Here is a 13964-nt window from a genome sequence, read left to right as displayed (position 1 = left end):
CTTTCACTCACGCTCAAAGAGGAGGCTGGGCGGGTGCCGGGCCGAGTGTCGTGGTGCCGGGGGCCGTGCGATGCCCCAGCCCCGTCCGGTAGGCGTCGAGCGCGGCCTCCACCCGGCCCGTCCGGCGCAGCAGGTCGCCGAGCAGCCGGCACAGGTCGGCGAGGTCACCGGCGGCGCCCGCGCGCTCCAGGACACTGAGGGCACGTACGTAGTGCTCCTCCGCCCGGTCCGTGTCGCGGGCGTCCTCGGCGATGATGCCGAGCAGCCGGTGCGCGGCGGCCGAGTGCACGGCACCGCGTTCCGAGGACAGGTCGCCGAGTACGTCGTGCAGCAGGGCAGCCGCCTCTTCCGACTTGCCGCGCCGGTGCAGTACGTCGGCCAGCTCGACGGTGACCTGACTGCTGTAGAGGGCGGCGCGCTTGGCGGACAGCATGGCCTGCGCTTCCCGCAACTCGGCTTCGGCGAGGGCGAGTTCGTTCTGCTGGGCGTGGAGGTAACCGCGCATCCAGTGGCAGTTGGCCAGCTCGGTACGGATCTGGAGCTGGCGGTAGAGCTCGGAGGCCTTCGCCAGCGAGGCGTCGGCCTCCGTGTACCGGCCCTCGGCGAGCATCGTGCGGGCCACCTGGCGGTGCATCCGGGCGACCAGCGCCGGATCGCGCACCTGCGGCGCGAGGGCGAGGGCGAGTTCGGCCGCCTGGGCCGCGCGGGCGTGGGCGCCCATGTCCATGTAGGGGCCGATGGAGCTGGCGTAGAGGAGGACGAGAGCGTCGGGATCGTGCAGCCCGCTGCGGTTCAGCTCGTCGATCGTGGACTCGAAAAGGTAGACGGAGTAGCGGAGTTCACCGGCGAGATAGTGCGTGACGGCCCGGCCGCGCAGGGCCGGAACCCGGCCGGTCAGCGGTTCGTCGGCGAGACGTCGTTCGGCGAGTTCGAAGTACTCCTGGGCGGCCGTGAGATCGCCGGTCTCCACCCCGCACTCCCCGAGCCCGAGCAGCGCGGTCGCCTCCTCCGCGACCAGCCCGAGCCGCGCGGACTCCGCCCGCAGCTCCGCGTACTGCTTGGCCGCCGCCTCGGTCTCGCCGGTGGCGAGGGTGCGCTGGGCGTCGGTGAGGCGCAGTCGGACGTCCGTCGCCAGATGGGCCGGTCGGCCGGTCACCAACTCCTCGTACTCCACCCCGAGTTGCTCGGCGATGTGCCGCAGCGCCTCGTCGGAGGCCCGTACGCGGCCAGCCTCCACGGTGGAGACGTACGCGGGGGTGTAGGCGGGCTCCGCCAACTGCCGCTGTGTCAGCCCCCGCTCGACGCGCAGCCGCTGCACCCTGCGCCCGATGACTTCCGGGTCGTCCCGCTCCGCCATCGGCCAACTCCCCTGTGCCCACTTGCCGTTGAGGTCCGTCAACCTCTACGTTAAGCCACGGGTTAAGCGTGCTTAATACGTCGCTGTTGTTGCGAGGTTGCCGTGCTCTCACACTTCAGAGCGGTCTGCGCGGCGATCATCGCCGCCGCCACACTCATCATCGCAGCGAACACCGGCCCGGCGAGAGCGGCGGAGCCGCATCATGCCGGGCCACTGAGCCAGGAACTGGGGCAGGGCTCGAGGTAGGAACCGGGGCAGGCGCGGGGTCGGTCGGGCAGGTCAGGTCAGGGCAGGTCAGAACTCCGCCGTGTCCAGCTCGAACCCCAGGGGTGCGGGCAGGGACACGGTCAGGCCCAGCTTGTGCTTGAGGCTCGTGGCGTAGTCGTCGCCCGACGGCTCGGAGTGCACCAGCACCTCGCCCTCCTCCCGGTCGATCAGCAGATAGACGGGGATACCGGCCCGGGCGTAGCCGCGGATCTTCTTGTCACGGTCACGCGCGGCGGTCGAGGAGGAGGTCACCTCGGCGACCATGAGCACGGGGGCCGAGTCGTGCCACTCCTCCTCGTCGTCGAAGCTGCCCTTGGGGGCGACCACGAGGTCAGGGACGACATGGCCGGTCTCGGAGGCTCCGGGAACGTTCAGGCCGATGCCTGTGTAATTGCGCAGGGCACGGTCCGTGCGGCGCACGGTCACCTGATCCGCGACTTCCGACACGATTTCCTCGTGTTCCCCGCTCGCCGGTGGCACCACGTAGATCTCCCCCTCGACCAGCTCCACGCGCCAGCCCTCAGGGGCAGTCGCACTGAACACATCGAAGGCCTGCTCGACGCTCGCGCCACCCAGGTACTCACGCATACGACCTCCTTCGCTCAGCGCGACAGAATCAGAGTAGACGGGCAGCCCGGATACGGAACCCTGAGCCATTCCTTCGAACGAGTGTGCTGTTACGTTTCCGCAGGCCGCCCGTCCCCCTGTCAGGCCGCAGGTGTCTCCGAAGCCTCCGCGGCCTCCGGAGTCGCCGTAGCCCCTGTCCGTCCCGTTAGCGGGCTCTTCCCTCCGCTCACGCCGAAGTAGATCGCGCCCGCGACCAGTACCCCGATGAACCACGAGTACGGGCCCAGCGTCGCCCCGTACCCCGTCGGGCCGTAGGTCGGCAGGATGCTGGAGAAGACCGCGCCGATCGCCGCCGCCACGAAGGCGCGTACGTTCCAGCCGCCCTGGAAGCGGAACTCGCCGTCCTCCCGGTAGAGGTCGGGGACGTTCAGCTGGGCCCTGCGCAGAAGGTAGTAGTCGACGACGACCACGCCGAAGATCGGGCCCATCGTCGAGCCGATGGCGTTGACGAAGCTCGGGGCGTTGTCCCAGGGGTGCAGGGGGTAGAGGAGCAGCGCGATGACGGCGGCGATCAGGCCACCCCGCTTGAACGTGATGTGCTTCGGGGCCACGTTGGCGAAGTCGAAGGCCGGGCTGACGAAGTTGGCGACGACGTTGATGCCGAGGGTCGCGACCGCGAAGGTCAGGGCGGCCAGGAGCACGAGGAACGCGCTGTCGAACTTCGCCGAGATCGCCGCCGGTTCGAGGATGACCTCGCCGTACACCTTGCTGGCGGAGGCCGTCGTCATCGCCGCGACCAGCGAGAACAGGATCAGGTTGACCGGCAGGCCCCAGACGTTGCCCTTCTTCAGGGTCTTCTCGTCCGGCGTGAAGCGGGCGAAGTCGCCGAAGTTCAGGAACAGCGCCGCGAAGTACGTCACCCAGGTCGCCGCGATGGCCGCGATCGCGGCGAAGGAACCCGGCGTCACGTCCAGGCCGGTCGCGTTCTTCGCCAGCGCGGCCAGGTCCTTGGCCGGCATGTCCACGGAGAAGGAGAGCGTGCCCGCCTTCACCGACAGGGCCACCGCCAGCACCAGCATCATCAGCCAGACCGCCGGGCCGGCGAAGTCCTGGAAGCGGCGGACCGTCTCCATGCCCTTGCTGATGATGAGCAGTTGGGCCGCCCAGACGGCGAGGTAGCAGATGACCTCGAGCCCGCTGTGGTCGAAGAGGTGGGTCGTCTCGTGCAGGTGCTTCGGGCCGTCGTAGCGGATCAGGAAGGCCACGATCGCGCCGGCCGCCGCACTGGTCTGGGCGCCGTACCAGAAGGTGGCGACCACGGCCCGTACGAGTGCGGGGACGTTGGCGCCGAAGGTGCCGAACGAGGCGCGGGCCAGGACGGGGTAGGGGACGCCCGTCCGTACGCCCGCCTTGCCGATCAGCGTCATCAGGTAGTAGATGATCAGCGATCCGACACCGATGCCGATCAGGAACTTGAAGGTGTTTCCGGCGACCAGGAACAGGCTGGCGGCGAGGAAGTAGCCGTACAGACTGTGTACGTCGGAGGTCCACACGTTGAAGATGCTGAACGCGCCCCATCGGCGCTCGGTGGCCGGGGCGAGGTCCTCGTTGTAGAGGCGGGGGGAGTAGCCCTCGGGGCCTGTGGCCTCCGAGCCTCTTTCCACTTCCGAGCCTCTGTCCGCTTCCGTCATCGCGTTCTCTTCCTGTGCGGGTCGCCACGATGGCGCCGGTTGGCGCCGGTTGGCGTAAAGGGAACGGCCCGGAGGTTTCCGCCAAATGCCGGACACGTAACTGCCTCGTCAATGGAAGTTTTCTTCCGCTGAACGAAACGAGGCCGTACCGATCGCCCCCATGTATGGCCCAAAAGGCGGATGTGCGAATCTGCCCCCAGGAGGTGACCGGGATGACCGAAGAGACCGGCGAGACCAGGGGCAAGCGCGGGATTTCGCTGACCCACGTCGTCCTCACGCTCTACGCCGTCGGCCTCACTCACTTCCTGGCCACCGTGGTCTTCCACCACTCCGTCGACAACCTGATCGGCGCGCTGGTGGAACTGGCCGTCCGCACGGCGGTCATCACCGCGCTCGCCGTGGGCGTCTTCTGGGTCAGGGAGAGAAGGAGGCGCCGGCGAGCTCAGGGCTGAGCCTCGGCGTTCGGGCGGGCGGCGGAAGGTCGCCCGGCGGAAGTCCGAACGGGGAAGTTCGCGCGGGGAAGTTCGCGCGGGGAAGTTCGCGCGGGGAAGTTCGCGCGGCAAAAACAAAAGGCAGGGAGTTTCGCAACTCCTTGCCATATTCAATGTATAGCGCACCGGGGGGCTTGCGGCAAGGCCCCCGTCGTGCCGCAGAATCTCCGGCCTGAGGCCGGAATCTGCGGAAACGGGGAGCTTGGAAGTGCGTGTTCTGTTGACGACCTACGGGTCGCGCGGCGATGTCCAGCCCATGGCCGCTCTCGCGGTGGCGTTGCGGGAGCTCGGTGTGCGGGTGCGGGTGTGCGCGCCGTCGGACGAGGAATTCGCGAGGCTGCTGGCCGGGGTCGGCGTGGAGTTCGTGCCGGCCGCCGAGCCGGTGCGCGCGGTGGTGACCGGGGCGGCCCCGATGACACCGGAGGCCCTGCCCCAGCGGGCCGCCGCGCTGACGGCCGCGCAGTACGAGGCGGTCGTGGCGGCGGCCGAGGGATGCGATGCGGTGGTGGCGACCGGGCTCGTACCGGCGGTCGCCGCGGCCCGCTCGGTGGCCGAGAAGCTGGGCGTCCCGTTCCGGTACGTGGCCTACTTCCCGACCATGCTGCCCTCGCCCCACCACAGGCCGCACGCCCTCCCCGGCCGTCCGCTCCCGCCGGACGAGACCGACAACCGGGTGCTGTGGGACCTGACCCGCGAGAGCTTCGACCTCCTGTACGGGCCGGGTGTCAACGCCCACCGGACGTCGATCGGCCAGCCGGTCGTGGACGACACCCTGCGCCATGTCTTCACCGACCGGCCGCTGCTGGCGGCCGACCCGGTCCTGGGTCCCTGGCCGACGGGGCCGACCAAGCCGAAGGAGCCGCCGTATCCCTCGGACGCGGGGGCGGGGCCGGCCGTCGTACAGACCGGCGCCTGGATCCTGCCCGACGAACGGCCGCTGCCCGCCGAGGTGTCGGCGTTCCTGGACGCCGGTGAGCCGCCGGTGTACGTGGGCTTCGGCAGCATGCCCATGCGGGAGTCGGCGGACGTCGCCCGGGTGGCCGTCGAGGCGGTGCGCGCGCAGGGCCGGCGCGTCCTCGTCGGGCGCGGCTGGGCCGACCTCGCGCTGATCGACGACCAGGACGACTGCCTCGCAGTCGGCGACGTCAACCACCAGGCGCTGTTCCCGCGCGTGGCCGCCGTCGTGCATCACGGCGGCGCGGGCACGACGACGACCGTCGCCCGGGCCGGGGCACCGCAGGTGGTCGTGCCGCAGATCGTCGACCAGCCCTACTGGGCAGCCCGGGTGGCCGAGTTGGGCATCGGCGCGGCCCACGACGGCCCGACGCCGACCTTCGACTCACTGTCCGCCGTACTCGACATCGCCCTGTCCCCCGGGACCCGCGAACGAGCCGCCACCGTCGCCGCCACGATCCGCACGGACGGCGCGACGATCGCCGCGAGGCTGCTGCTCGACACGGTCGCCCGAAAAGACGCAGGCAACAGGCCTGCCCCCTCCCCGCATTCCCACCCCCGCTCGGAGCCGATGCCGTGAACATCCGGACCACCGCCACCAGCGCGTTCGCCCTCCCCGACCGTCTCTCCGCCAAGGCCGACCCGAAGCTGATCGCGCGCGACGAGCGGCACTTCGCCGCCATCGGGGAGTGTCTGGAGCAGTCGATCGCCGAGCTGTCCGACCGTCTCGACGCCGAGCGCAGGGCCCCCGGCGGCACCGGCCGCGAGGCGATGGACCGGGACACCGAGATCCACCGGCTGACCGCCCGCCTGCGCGCGCTTCGCCGCTTCGGACTCGACCTGTGTCTCGGCCACATGGTCAGTGCCGACGATCCCGAGCAGCCCGTGTACGTCGGACGCCTCGGCCTCACCGACAGCACGGGCCGCCGACTGCTGCTCGACTGGCGTTCCCCCGCCGCCGAGCCGTTCTTCGGGGCCACCCACGGCAACCCGATGGGCCTGACGAGCCGCCGCCGCTACCGCTGGACCGACGGCCTGATCAGCGACTACTGGGACGAGGTGTTCGCCTCGGACGGGTTCGACGGGCACGCGGCGGCCCTCGACGACCAGTCCGCCTTCATCGCCAGCCTGGGCACCAACCGTTCGCCGCGCATGCGGGACGTCCTCGGCACCATCCAGGCCGACCAGGACGCCATCATCCGTGCCGGATCGCGCGGCGCGCTCGTCGTCGACGGCGGCCCTGGCACGGGCAAGACCGTGGTCGCCCTGCACCGCTCCGCCTACCTCCTCTACGCCGACCCCCGCCTCGGTCACCATCGCCGTGGCGGCGGCGTGCTGTTCGTCGGTCCGCACCGGCCCTACCTCGCGTACGTCGCCGATGTCCTCCCCAGCCTCGGCGAGGAGGGCGTGCAGACCTGCACCCTGCGGGACCTCGTCGACGAGGGTGCCTCGGCGGCCGTCGAGGCCGACCCGGAGGTGGCCCGGCTGAAGTCGTCGGCGGCGCTGGTGCGGGCGATCGAGAAGGCCGTCGCGTTCTACGAGGAGCCGCCTACCCGGGGGATGACGGTCTCCACCCCCTGGTCCGACGTACGGCTGACCGCCGGTGACTGGGCCGTCGCCTTCGAGTCCGCCCCCGGTGTGCCGCACAACGAGGCCCGCGACCAGGTCTGGGAGGAGATCATCACCATCCTCGCCGAGAAGCACGAGAGCACATACGAGGGCGCCGACCCCGACAACGACCTCGGTGTCTCGCCCGACCGACTCCGCAAGTCCCTTGCCCGGGACGGTGAGTTGCTCGCCGCGTTCAATCGTGCCTGGCCGCTCCTCGAAGCGACCGACGTGGTCGGAGACCTGTGGTCCGTCCCCGCCTATCTGCGGATGTGCGCGCCCTGGCTCAGCCGTGATGACGTACGGCTGCTCCAGCGCGCGGACGCCACCGCCTGGACCGTGTCCGACCTGCCGTACCTCGACGCGGCCCGTCAGCGCCTCGGCGACCCCGAGGCGGCCCGGCGCAAGCGTCGGCACGACACCGTCCTCGCCGCCCAGCGCGAGCGGATGGATCAGGTCGTCGACAACCTCATCGACGCCGCGTCCGCCTCCGGCGCCGACGGTGACGAAGGGGTCGGTTTGGTACGGATGTTGCGCGGCCAGGACGCCAAGGTCAGCCTCGTCGACGAGTCGGAACTGCTCACCGCCGACCCCGACCTGCTCGCCGGCCCCTTCGCCCACATCGTCGTGGACGAGGCCCAGGAACTGACCGACGCGGAGTGGCAGATGCTGCTGCTGCGGTGCCCGTCGCGGAGTTTCACCATCGTCGGGGACCGCGCCCAGGCCCGGCACGGGTTCACGGAGTCCTGGGAGGAACGGCTGGCGAGGGTCGGTCTTGACCGGGTCACCATGGCATCCCTCACCATCAACTACCGGACGCCTGAGGAGATCATGGCAGAGGCCGCGCCGGTCATCCGGGCCGCTCTGCCCGACGCCAACGTCCCGACGTCCATCCGCAGCGGCGGGGTTCCTGTCGGCCACGGTGCGGTGTCCGACCTGGACGACGTCCTCGACACGTGGCTCGCCTCGCACGCGGACGGCATCGCGTGCGTCATCGGCCGTCCCGGGTTCCGTCCGACGTCCCGGGTACGGTCACTCACCCCGGAACTGTCCAAGGGGCTCGAATTCGACCTCGTGGTCGTCGTCGACCCGGAACGGTTCGGGGAGGGGGTCGAGGGGGCGGTGGATCGCTACGTCGCGATGACGCGCGCGACGCGGCAACTCGTGATCCTCAGCGGCGCCAGTTGACGAACGCGGCCACCGACACGGAACGGCGGGGCCCGAAGTCTTCCACAGCTGTGGATGAGGAACGTGGGCGTGGACTCCTGGAGAACTAGCTGTCGTAGGGCACCCAGGCCCGCTCGCCCGCGGCGTTCGTGCCGAACCAGTAGTGCGGCATTCCCTTGATGCTGGTCGTGCGGAACGGGCGGCCGTGGTCGTCGATGCGGATCGTGCCGGTGCGGCCCTGTGAGGACCAGTCGAGTTCGAGGTACCAGTGGGCGTCGTACGCCTGTGTCGTCGCGTCGACCAGCAGCACCTCCGGGTCCTCTGCGGAGACGCGGTAGGGGAAGTGCACGGCCGGGATGGTGTGTTCGATGTCGGCGCCGTCCTTCGGGCGGGCGGTGGGGCGGTCGACATCCAGGTTCACGGTGAAGCTGCGGGGCCTGAGGTCGCCGCCGCAGCCCTGGTCCATGGCGTACGCGCTCCCGACGGCCGGGGTACCGCGGCCGACGACGCGGACGTGGAGTGCCGTCAGGACCACGGCCGTGGACGACCGCCCCTGCACCGAGATCCGCACCCTCGTCTGCCGCCCCTGCACCGCACTCTGAGTCGCCACCCACGCCCCGGCGTCCTGCTCCACCGGGGGCGGAGGCACTTGTGCGGGCGGCTTGCCGATGACGTAGTCGTGGTCGCAGCCCTTGTCCCAGACGACGGAGTCGGTGCTCCAGGCGAGGGGGCTGGGCAACGCGGAGTTCCGGGCGGGGGAGCGGTCGCCCGACAGGGCGGACACACTGCCCAGAGTGGCGAGCAGCGCGCAGGCGACGGCGGTGGGCGCCAGGACCCGTCGGCGGCGGAACCAGGGGCGGGGAGCGGGAGAGGGTGCGGGCTCGTCCGGTTCCGGTTCCGGTGCCGGTGCCGGAATCGCCGCCCGGGCCGGCCCGGCCGAACTCACCCGCTGCCGAGCCGCCACCGCCGACAACCACAGCCGGTGCAGTTCGAGCCGCTCGTCCGGGGTCGCCTCGCAGAACGCCGCGAGCCGCTCCACGGGCGCGAAGTCCTGCGGCACCGCCTCGCCCGCGCAGTACCGGTGCAGCGTGGAGGTGTTCATGTTGACGCGGCGGGCCAGCGAGCCGTAGCTCCGGTCCGTGCGGTCCTTCAGCACGCGCAGGAGCGCCGCGAACTCCTCGACCTCCTCGATCTCGTCCCGCATCGGCACCGTTCCTCCGTCGTCCGCCCGCGTTCCCGTATCCCAGGCACTCATGTCCCTGCACGTCAAAGGGGCCGGGATGGTTCCACCGTCGGCGGTCGTTGTCCCGCGCTCCGGTGACCGCTGATGCTCTGGGTGTCGCACCGACCACGGCCACAGGGCCGAACTCCATGACCGCGAAAAGGAACACGCACATGAACGACATGAACAACATGAACAAGAAGTCCTCCGAGACCCGTCGTCGGCGCCGGGGACGCCGCGCGGCCGTCGCCGCCGGCCTCGTGCTGGCTGTCGGACTCGGTGTGTCGACCCAGGTGTCGGCACAGGCGTCCGTCCCTGCCCCCGCGAAGGCGGCCACCGCCGCACCGCAGTCGGTCAGCGGCACACCCGGCAAGGCGGTGACCCGGGTCGCCGACTTCTACGGCGCGTACATCGACGCGAAGGGCGACTACACGGACCCGGACGCCGCTCTGGCCACGGCGCTCCGCAAGCACTACCTGACGCCCGACTTCGCCAAGCGCCTGGCGGCCTGGGAGAAGAAGAACGGGGCGGACGGCGTCCTGCGGGCCCAGAACGTCCCGGCGCGGTGGACGGTGACCGACAACGGCAGCATGGGGCACAGCCATGAGGTCGTTGTCACCCTGACCTTCGGCAGCGGGGAAACGACGCAGAAGATCAAGCTCTTCGTGCTGCTGGAGCGGTACAACCACATCTCCGCCATCGAGACCACGAGCGCCCGCTGACAGCAGGGGTAGGTCGCCATGACCCGGGCGACACAGCAACCCGTCGTCCTCACCTCCCGCACACCCTCCTGAACCCTGTGTCCGGGATGTACGTCCGCCACTGGTCCCTGCTGAGCGCACCCCCCGCCCGTCCGCACACCGCTTTCACCGCTCCCGCCGGGTCGATCGAGTACCGCTGGAGCGGGACGTGGGCGCTGCCCGCGTACAGCGTCGTGCTGTCGGGACCGAAGGCGAGCGTCCTGATCGGGTCGCCGGGGGTGGTGAGGGCGCCGCCAAGGGGCTGGCGGGTCGGGATGTCCCACAGTTGGAGGGTGCCCTCGGTCCCGGCGACGGCCAGAGTGCGGAGGTCGGGGCTGACGGCCAGGGCGCCGACGCTTTCGGGTCGCCCTGAGAGAGGCGTGGGGAAGACGCTGCGCATCACGCCCGTGTCGCGGCGCAGGTCGCCGTCCCACAGGGCGACTCGGCCGGCCCAGTCGCCCACGGCCAGCAGGGAGCCGTCGGGGGAGAAGGCCAGGGCGCCGATCTCGGCTCCCTGAACGAGGGGGGTCGTTGTGACGCGGCCGGAGGGGAGGCGGCCGGCACGGTTGTCGCCGACCAGGAGGCGGCCGTCGGGGCGGACGGCCAGGACCGTGCTCTCCAGTCCCTCGAGCACGCCGGTTCTGCGGTGCCGGGCGACGTCCCAGATCTCCTCGTCCGTTGTGCCGATGCCGATGAGGCGTGCGACGTGGAGGCGGTGACCCGCCGGGCCCAGGGCCAGTCCGTCGACCGCTCCGACCTTGTCGGAGTTGCGCAGGCGGAGGACGGCCCGGGCGCGGTGGCGTGCGATGTCCCAGACCGTGTAGCGCTGCGCTGTCTTCTGCACGGGGGGCGCGGCGACCCCGTACGCGAACGCCGTGCCGTCCGGGCTGAACGAGGCCACGGAGAACGTGTCGAGCTGGTGCAGCGGTGAGGAGGGGTCGTCGGAGACCGGGTCGGGCGGGGACGGCAGGGTGCCCAGGGTGTGGCCGTCGCGGGTGTCGAGGAGGCGGAAGCGGTAGTGGGTGCCGGTGGTGCGTTCGACGGTGGCGAGGGTGTGGCCGTCCGGGCTGAGCAGGACGTTCTCCACGGTGTGCGTGCGCCAGGCGGAGGTGGCGACGGGGCCGATGTCGAGGGTGTGGACGGTGGCGCCCTCCAGATAGCGCAGGGCCGGGTGCGGGCCCGGGGCCCAGGCGAGGCTGCCCGAGACGGAGATGGTCTGGTTGTTCAGGGGGTGCCGGAACACCGGGTTCGTCAGGTCGTCGAGGCGCCAGATCCGGATCTCGCTGTCGTCGGCCGTCGCCAGCATCGTGCCGTCCGGGCTGAACGCGACGGAGTCCACGCCCAGCGAGCGGATGTCCGCGACCTGGCGCCCGGTGTCCACGTCCCAGACACGGACACCGGTGTTCCCGCTGCTGCCCGTGGTCCCGGTGCCCTCGACCCGCCGACCGGTGCCGGAGATGACGGCGAACCGGCCTCCACCACCACCGCGCGTGCCCTGGCCGCCTCCGAACACCACCGCCGAGTCCTCGTCGCACAGCTTCAGGGAGCGCTCCCATGATCCGTGCACAGCACGTCCGGCACGGACGTCCCACACGCGCGGAGCCTCTCCGGCGGCGCAGACCGCCACCAGTCGGCCGCCGGGGCCCGTGGCCACGTCGGTCATGTCGGCGGAGCCGCGCGTCGTGAAGAGGAGGCGGCCGTCGGTCACCGACCGCAGCTGCACCCGGTCGTCGGCGTCACCGAGGAGGAAGGTGGTGCCGTCGGGGCTGACGCTCACGTTCGCCACGAATTCCGGCTCCCGGTCGAGGCCGCCCATCCAGCGCCCGGCGACCGTGTCCCACAGCCTGACTCCGTGCGTACCGCCGAGGGCGAGCATCCGGGCGCCCGGCCCGGCGGAGACGAGATCGTCGTTCTCGGGCAGCCGGCCGGAGGCGACGCGCCGGCCCGTCGCCACGTCCCAGGTCCGCCAGTCACGGCCGTCCGAACTGAGCAGCGTACGGCCGGAGTCGAGAAGGAACCGCTCAGTGGACTCGGCGGTCGCGGGGTCGGTGAAGGTGCCCCGTTCGGACTGGGTGAGGGAGGCGAGCAGGGCACGCCGGGCCTCGGGCAGCGGGGAGACGCGCCAGGCGGCGACGCCCAGCAGCATCGCGGTGCGCGGGTCGGTCGTACGGAGGCCGTCGGCGACCTCGGCGACCCGGCGGGCCGCGTCGTCGGTGCGCCGCTCCTCGTTGTCCGTGTGCTGGGTCCAGGCCGCGAGGCCGACGACGAGCGCCACCGCCAGTACGGCGGACAGCGCGCCGACGAGAGTGCGGGAGCGGCGGACGCTGCGGGTCGCGGCCCGGCGTTCCGCCTCGCGGGCCTCCACGGCGGCGGTCAGAAACGCCCGCTCCGGGACCGTCAGCCCGCTGCACTCGTCCGCGAACAGTTCCTCGGCGCGGGCCAGCCGGCTGCCCCGGTAGAGGGCGCCGGGGTCGCGGTCGTCGAGCCAGACACGGGTGGCGTCGGTCAGGCGCCGGTGGTGGCGCAGCCGCTCGCGGTCCTCCTCGATCCAGCCGCGCAGTCTCGGCCAGCAGGTGATCAGCGCCTCGTGGGCGAGCTGGACGCCGTCCTCGTCGGCGGTGAGGAGGCGGGCGCGGGCCAGCCGGTCCACCACCACGGGCACGTCCTCGCGGTCCCACTCGTCGAGTTCGGCGCGCAGGAGCGGGCGCCGGGTGTCGACGTTGCCCTGACCTGGCTCGATCAGGCGCAGCAGCAGCTGGCGTGCGGTGCCGGCCTGCGTCGCGGAGAGCTCCCCGTACACGTCCTCGGCGGTCGCGGCGATGGCGCCGAGGACACCGCCGACCGACTCGTATGCGGCCAGGGTCAGCAGACGGCTGCGGCGGCGCCGCCAGGTCTCCAGGAGGGCGTGCGACAGCATGGGCAGCGCGCCGGGCTGGTCGAGGACCTCGTCGACGATCCGCGCGGTCAGTTCCCGTTCGACGAGCAGTCCTGCGGCCTGGGCCGGTCCGACGACCGCCTCGCGCAGCTCGTCCGCGTTCATCGGGCCGACCGGCAGACCGGCGCCGCGCAGGGCGTGGGCCAGTTCGCGGTGCTCGGTGCAGCGGGCGTAGAAGTCGGCGCGTACGGCGATGACCACCCTCAGCCGGCTTTCCGGGTCGCGGGCGGCGAGCAGCAGGTCGAGGAAGCGGGAGCGCTCCCGGAGATCCCGGCACAGGGTGAAGACCTCCTCGAACTGGTCGACCACCACCCAGCTCTCCGGCTCCCCCTCCTTCGGGGCCAGCAGCTGCCCGTACGTCTGCGCCGGCCGGGCCCCCGGGGTGAGGATCCGCAGTACGGCGGGGCAGCCGCCGCGGGCGATCTCGTCGCGCAGGTGGGGGATCAGGCCGGCCCGCAGCAGCGACGACTTGCCGCTGCCCGAGGCGCCGAACAGCACGGCGAACCGGTGGGTGCACACCAGTTCCCGTACCTCGTCCACGAGCCGGTCCCGGCCGAAGAACAGGGCGTGGTCGTCGGGCTCGAAGCGGGCAAGACCCCGGTACGGCGGCGGGGCGTCCTCCACCGCCTCCTCGCGGACGGTCCCGGTGGCCTCCGCGTCGGCGTCCTTCCACCGGGGTTCCCACTCGCCGAGGTCGCCGCCGCACGCCCGTACATAGCCCTGGAAGACGGCCAGCGAGGGCAGTTTCCGCCCGGCCGCCGCCTCGGACAGCGAGCTCACCGAACAGCCGGCCGTCTCGGTCATCGCCCGGTACGAGGGTCCGCCCGCGGCCCGGCGCAGCTCGCGCAGATCATGGGCGAGTCGCTGCACGGGGCCGGCGCCGGGGTCCAGCGGTCTCTCGGGACGCCCCACGGACCATCACCATCCCTTGTCCCGTCGTGTGCGGACACAGCGGGTGAAAACGA

General features: G+C 71.6%; 9 protein-coding genes. 4 read left to right on the top strand and 5 right to left on the bottom strand.

Translation table 11 applies throughout. The annotated features are described in order from the left end of the window. Positions 1 to 13: 13 nt before the first annotated feature. From ABZ855_RS01690 to ABZ855_RS01680, 3 genes are all read right to left on the bottom strand, one after another. Positions 14 to 1357, bottom strand: a complete 1344-nt coding sequence (locus tag ABZ855_RS01690) for a helix-turn-helix domain-containing protein (RefSeq protein WP_360799178.1) — start codon at positions 1355 to 1357, stop codon at positions 14 to 16. 294 nt (positions 1358 to 1651) lie between these two features. Next, a complete protein-coding gene (locus ABZ855_RS01685) occupies positions 1652 to 2212 on the bottom strand; it encodes a Uma2 family endonuclease (RefSeq protein ID WP_360799170.1) in 561 nt (186 codons plus the stop codon). Positions 2213 to 2331: 119 nt separating this feature from the next. Beyond that, positions 2332 to 3882 carry a cytosine permease gene (locus ABZ855_RS01680; protein WP_360799167.1) on the bottom strand — a complete coding sequence of 517 codons (1551 nt, stop codon included), beginning with the start codon at positions 3880 to 3882 and terminating at the stop codon, positions 2332 to 2334. Between the two features lie 212 nt (positions 3883 to 4094). On the opposite strand from ABZ855_RS01680, the gene ABZ855_RS01675 reads away from it, so the two are divergent. The 3 genes from ABZ855_RS01675 to helR all read left to right on the top strand — a co-directional run bounded on the left by ABZ855_RS01675 (position 4095) and on the right by helR (position 8123). Continuing rightward, entirely contained in the window at positions 4095 to 4334 is a 240-nt protein-coding gene (locus tag ABZ855_RS01675; protein ID WP_360799163.1) for a hypothetical protein, read from the top strand. A 247-nt stretch (positions 4335 to 4581) separates the two neighbouring features. Next, the gene (locus ABZ855_RS01670) at positions 4582 to 5907 is read left to right on the top strand and encodes a glycosyltransferase (protein ID WP_360799160.1); all 1326 of its coding nucleotides are present in this window, start codon (positions 4582 to 4584) and stop codon (positions 5905 to 5907) included. Next, entirely contained in the window at positions 5904 to 8123 is a 2220-nt protein-coding gene (gene helR, locus ABZ855_RS01665) for an RNA polymerase recycling motor ATPase HelR (RefSeq protein WP_360799157.1), read from the top strand. Before ABZ855_RS01670 ends, helR begins: the two co-directional genes overlap by 4 nt. An 85-nt stretch (positions 8124 to 8208) precedes the next feature. Here the strand turns inward: helR and ABZ855_RS01660 are convergent, their stop codons facing one another. Next, a complete protein-coding gene (locus ABZ855_RS01660; protein WP_360799154.1) occupies positions 8209 to 9306 on the bottom strand; it encodes a helix-turn-helix transcriptional regulator in 1098 nt (365 codons plus the stop codon). A gap of 191 nt (positions 9307 to 9497) precedes the next feature. Here ABZ855_RS01660 and ABZ855_RS01655 point away from each other — a divergent pair, with 191 nt between their 5' ends. Then, positions 9498 to 10046: a hypothetical protein gene (locus ABZ855_RS01655; protein WP_360799151.1), complete on the top strand. Its 549-nt coding sequence runs from the start codon at positions 9498 to 9500 to the stop codon at positions 10044 to 10046. Between the two features lie 49 nt (positions 10047 to 10095). Here the strand turns inward: ABZ855_RS01655 and ABZ855_RS01650 are convergent, their stop codons facing one another. After that, positions 10096 to 13911 carry a hypothetical protein gene (locus tag ABZ855_RS01650; protein ID WP_360799148.1) on the bottom strand — a complete coding sequence of 1272 codons (3816 nt, stop codon included), beginning with the start codon at positions 13909 to 13911 and terminating at the stop codon, positions 10096 to 10098. Between the last annotated feature and the right edge of the window lie 53 nt (positions 13912 to 13964).

Origin of the sequence: Streptomyces sp. NPDC047042 (genome assembly GCF_040644035.1) — a bacterium.
Classification (GTDB): Bacteria; Actinomycetota; Actinomycetes; order Streptomycetales; family Streptomycetaceae; genus Streptomyces.
This window is presented reverse-complemented; position numbering and strand designations above follow the sequence as displayed.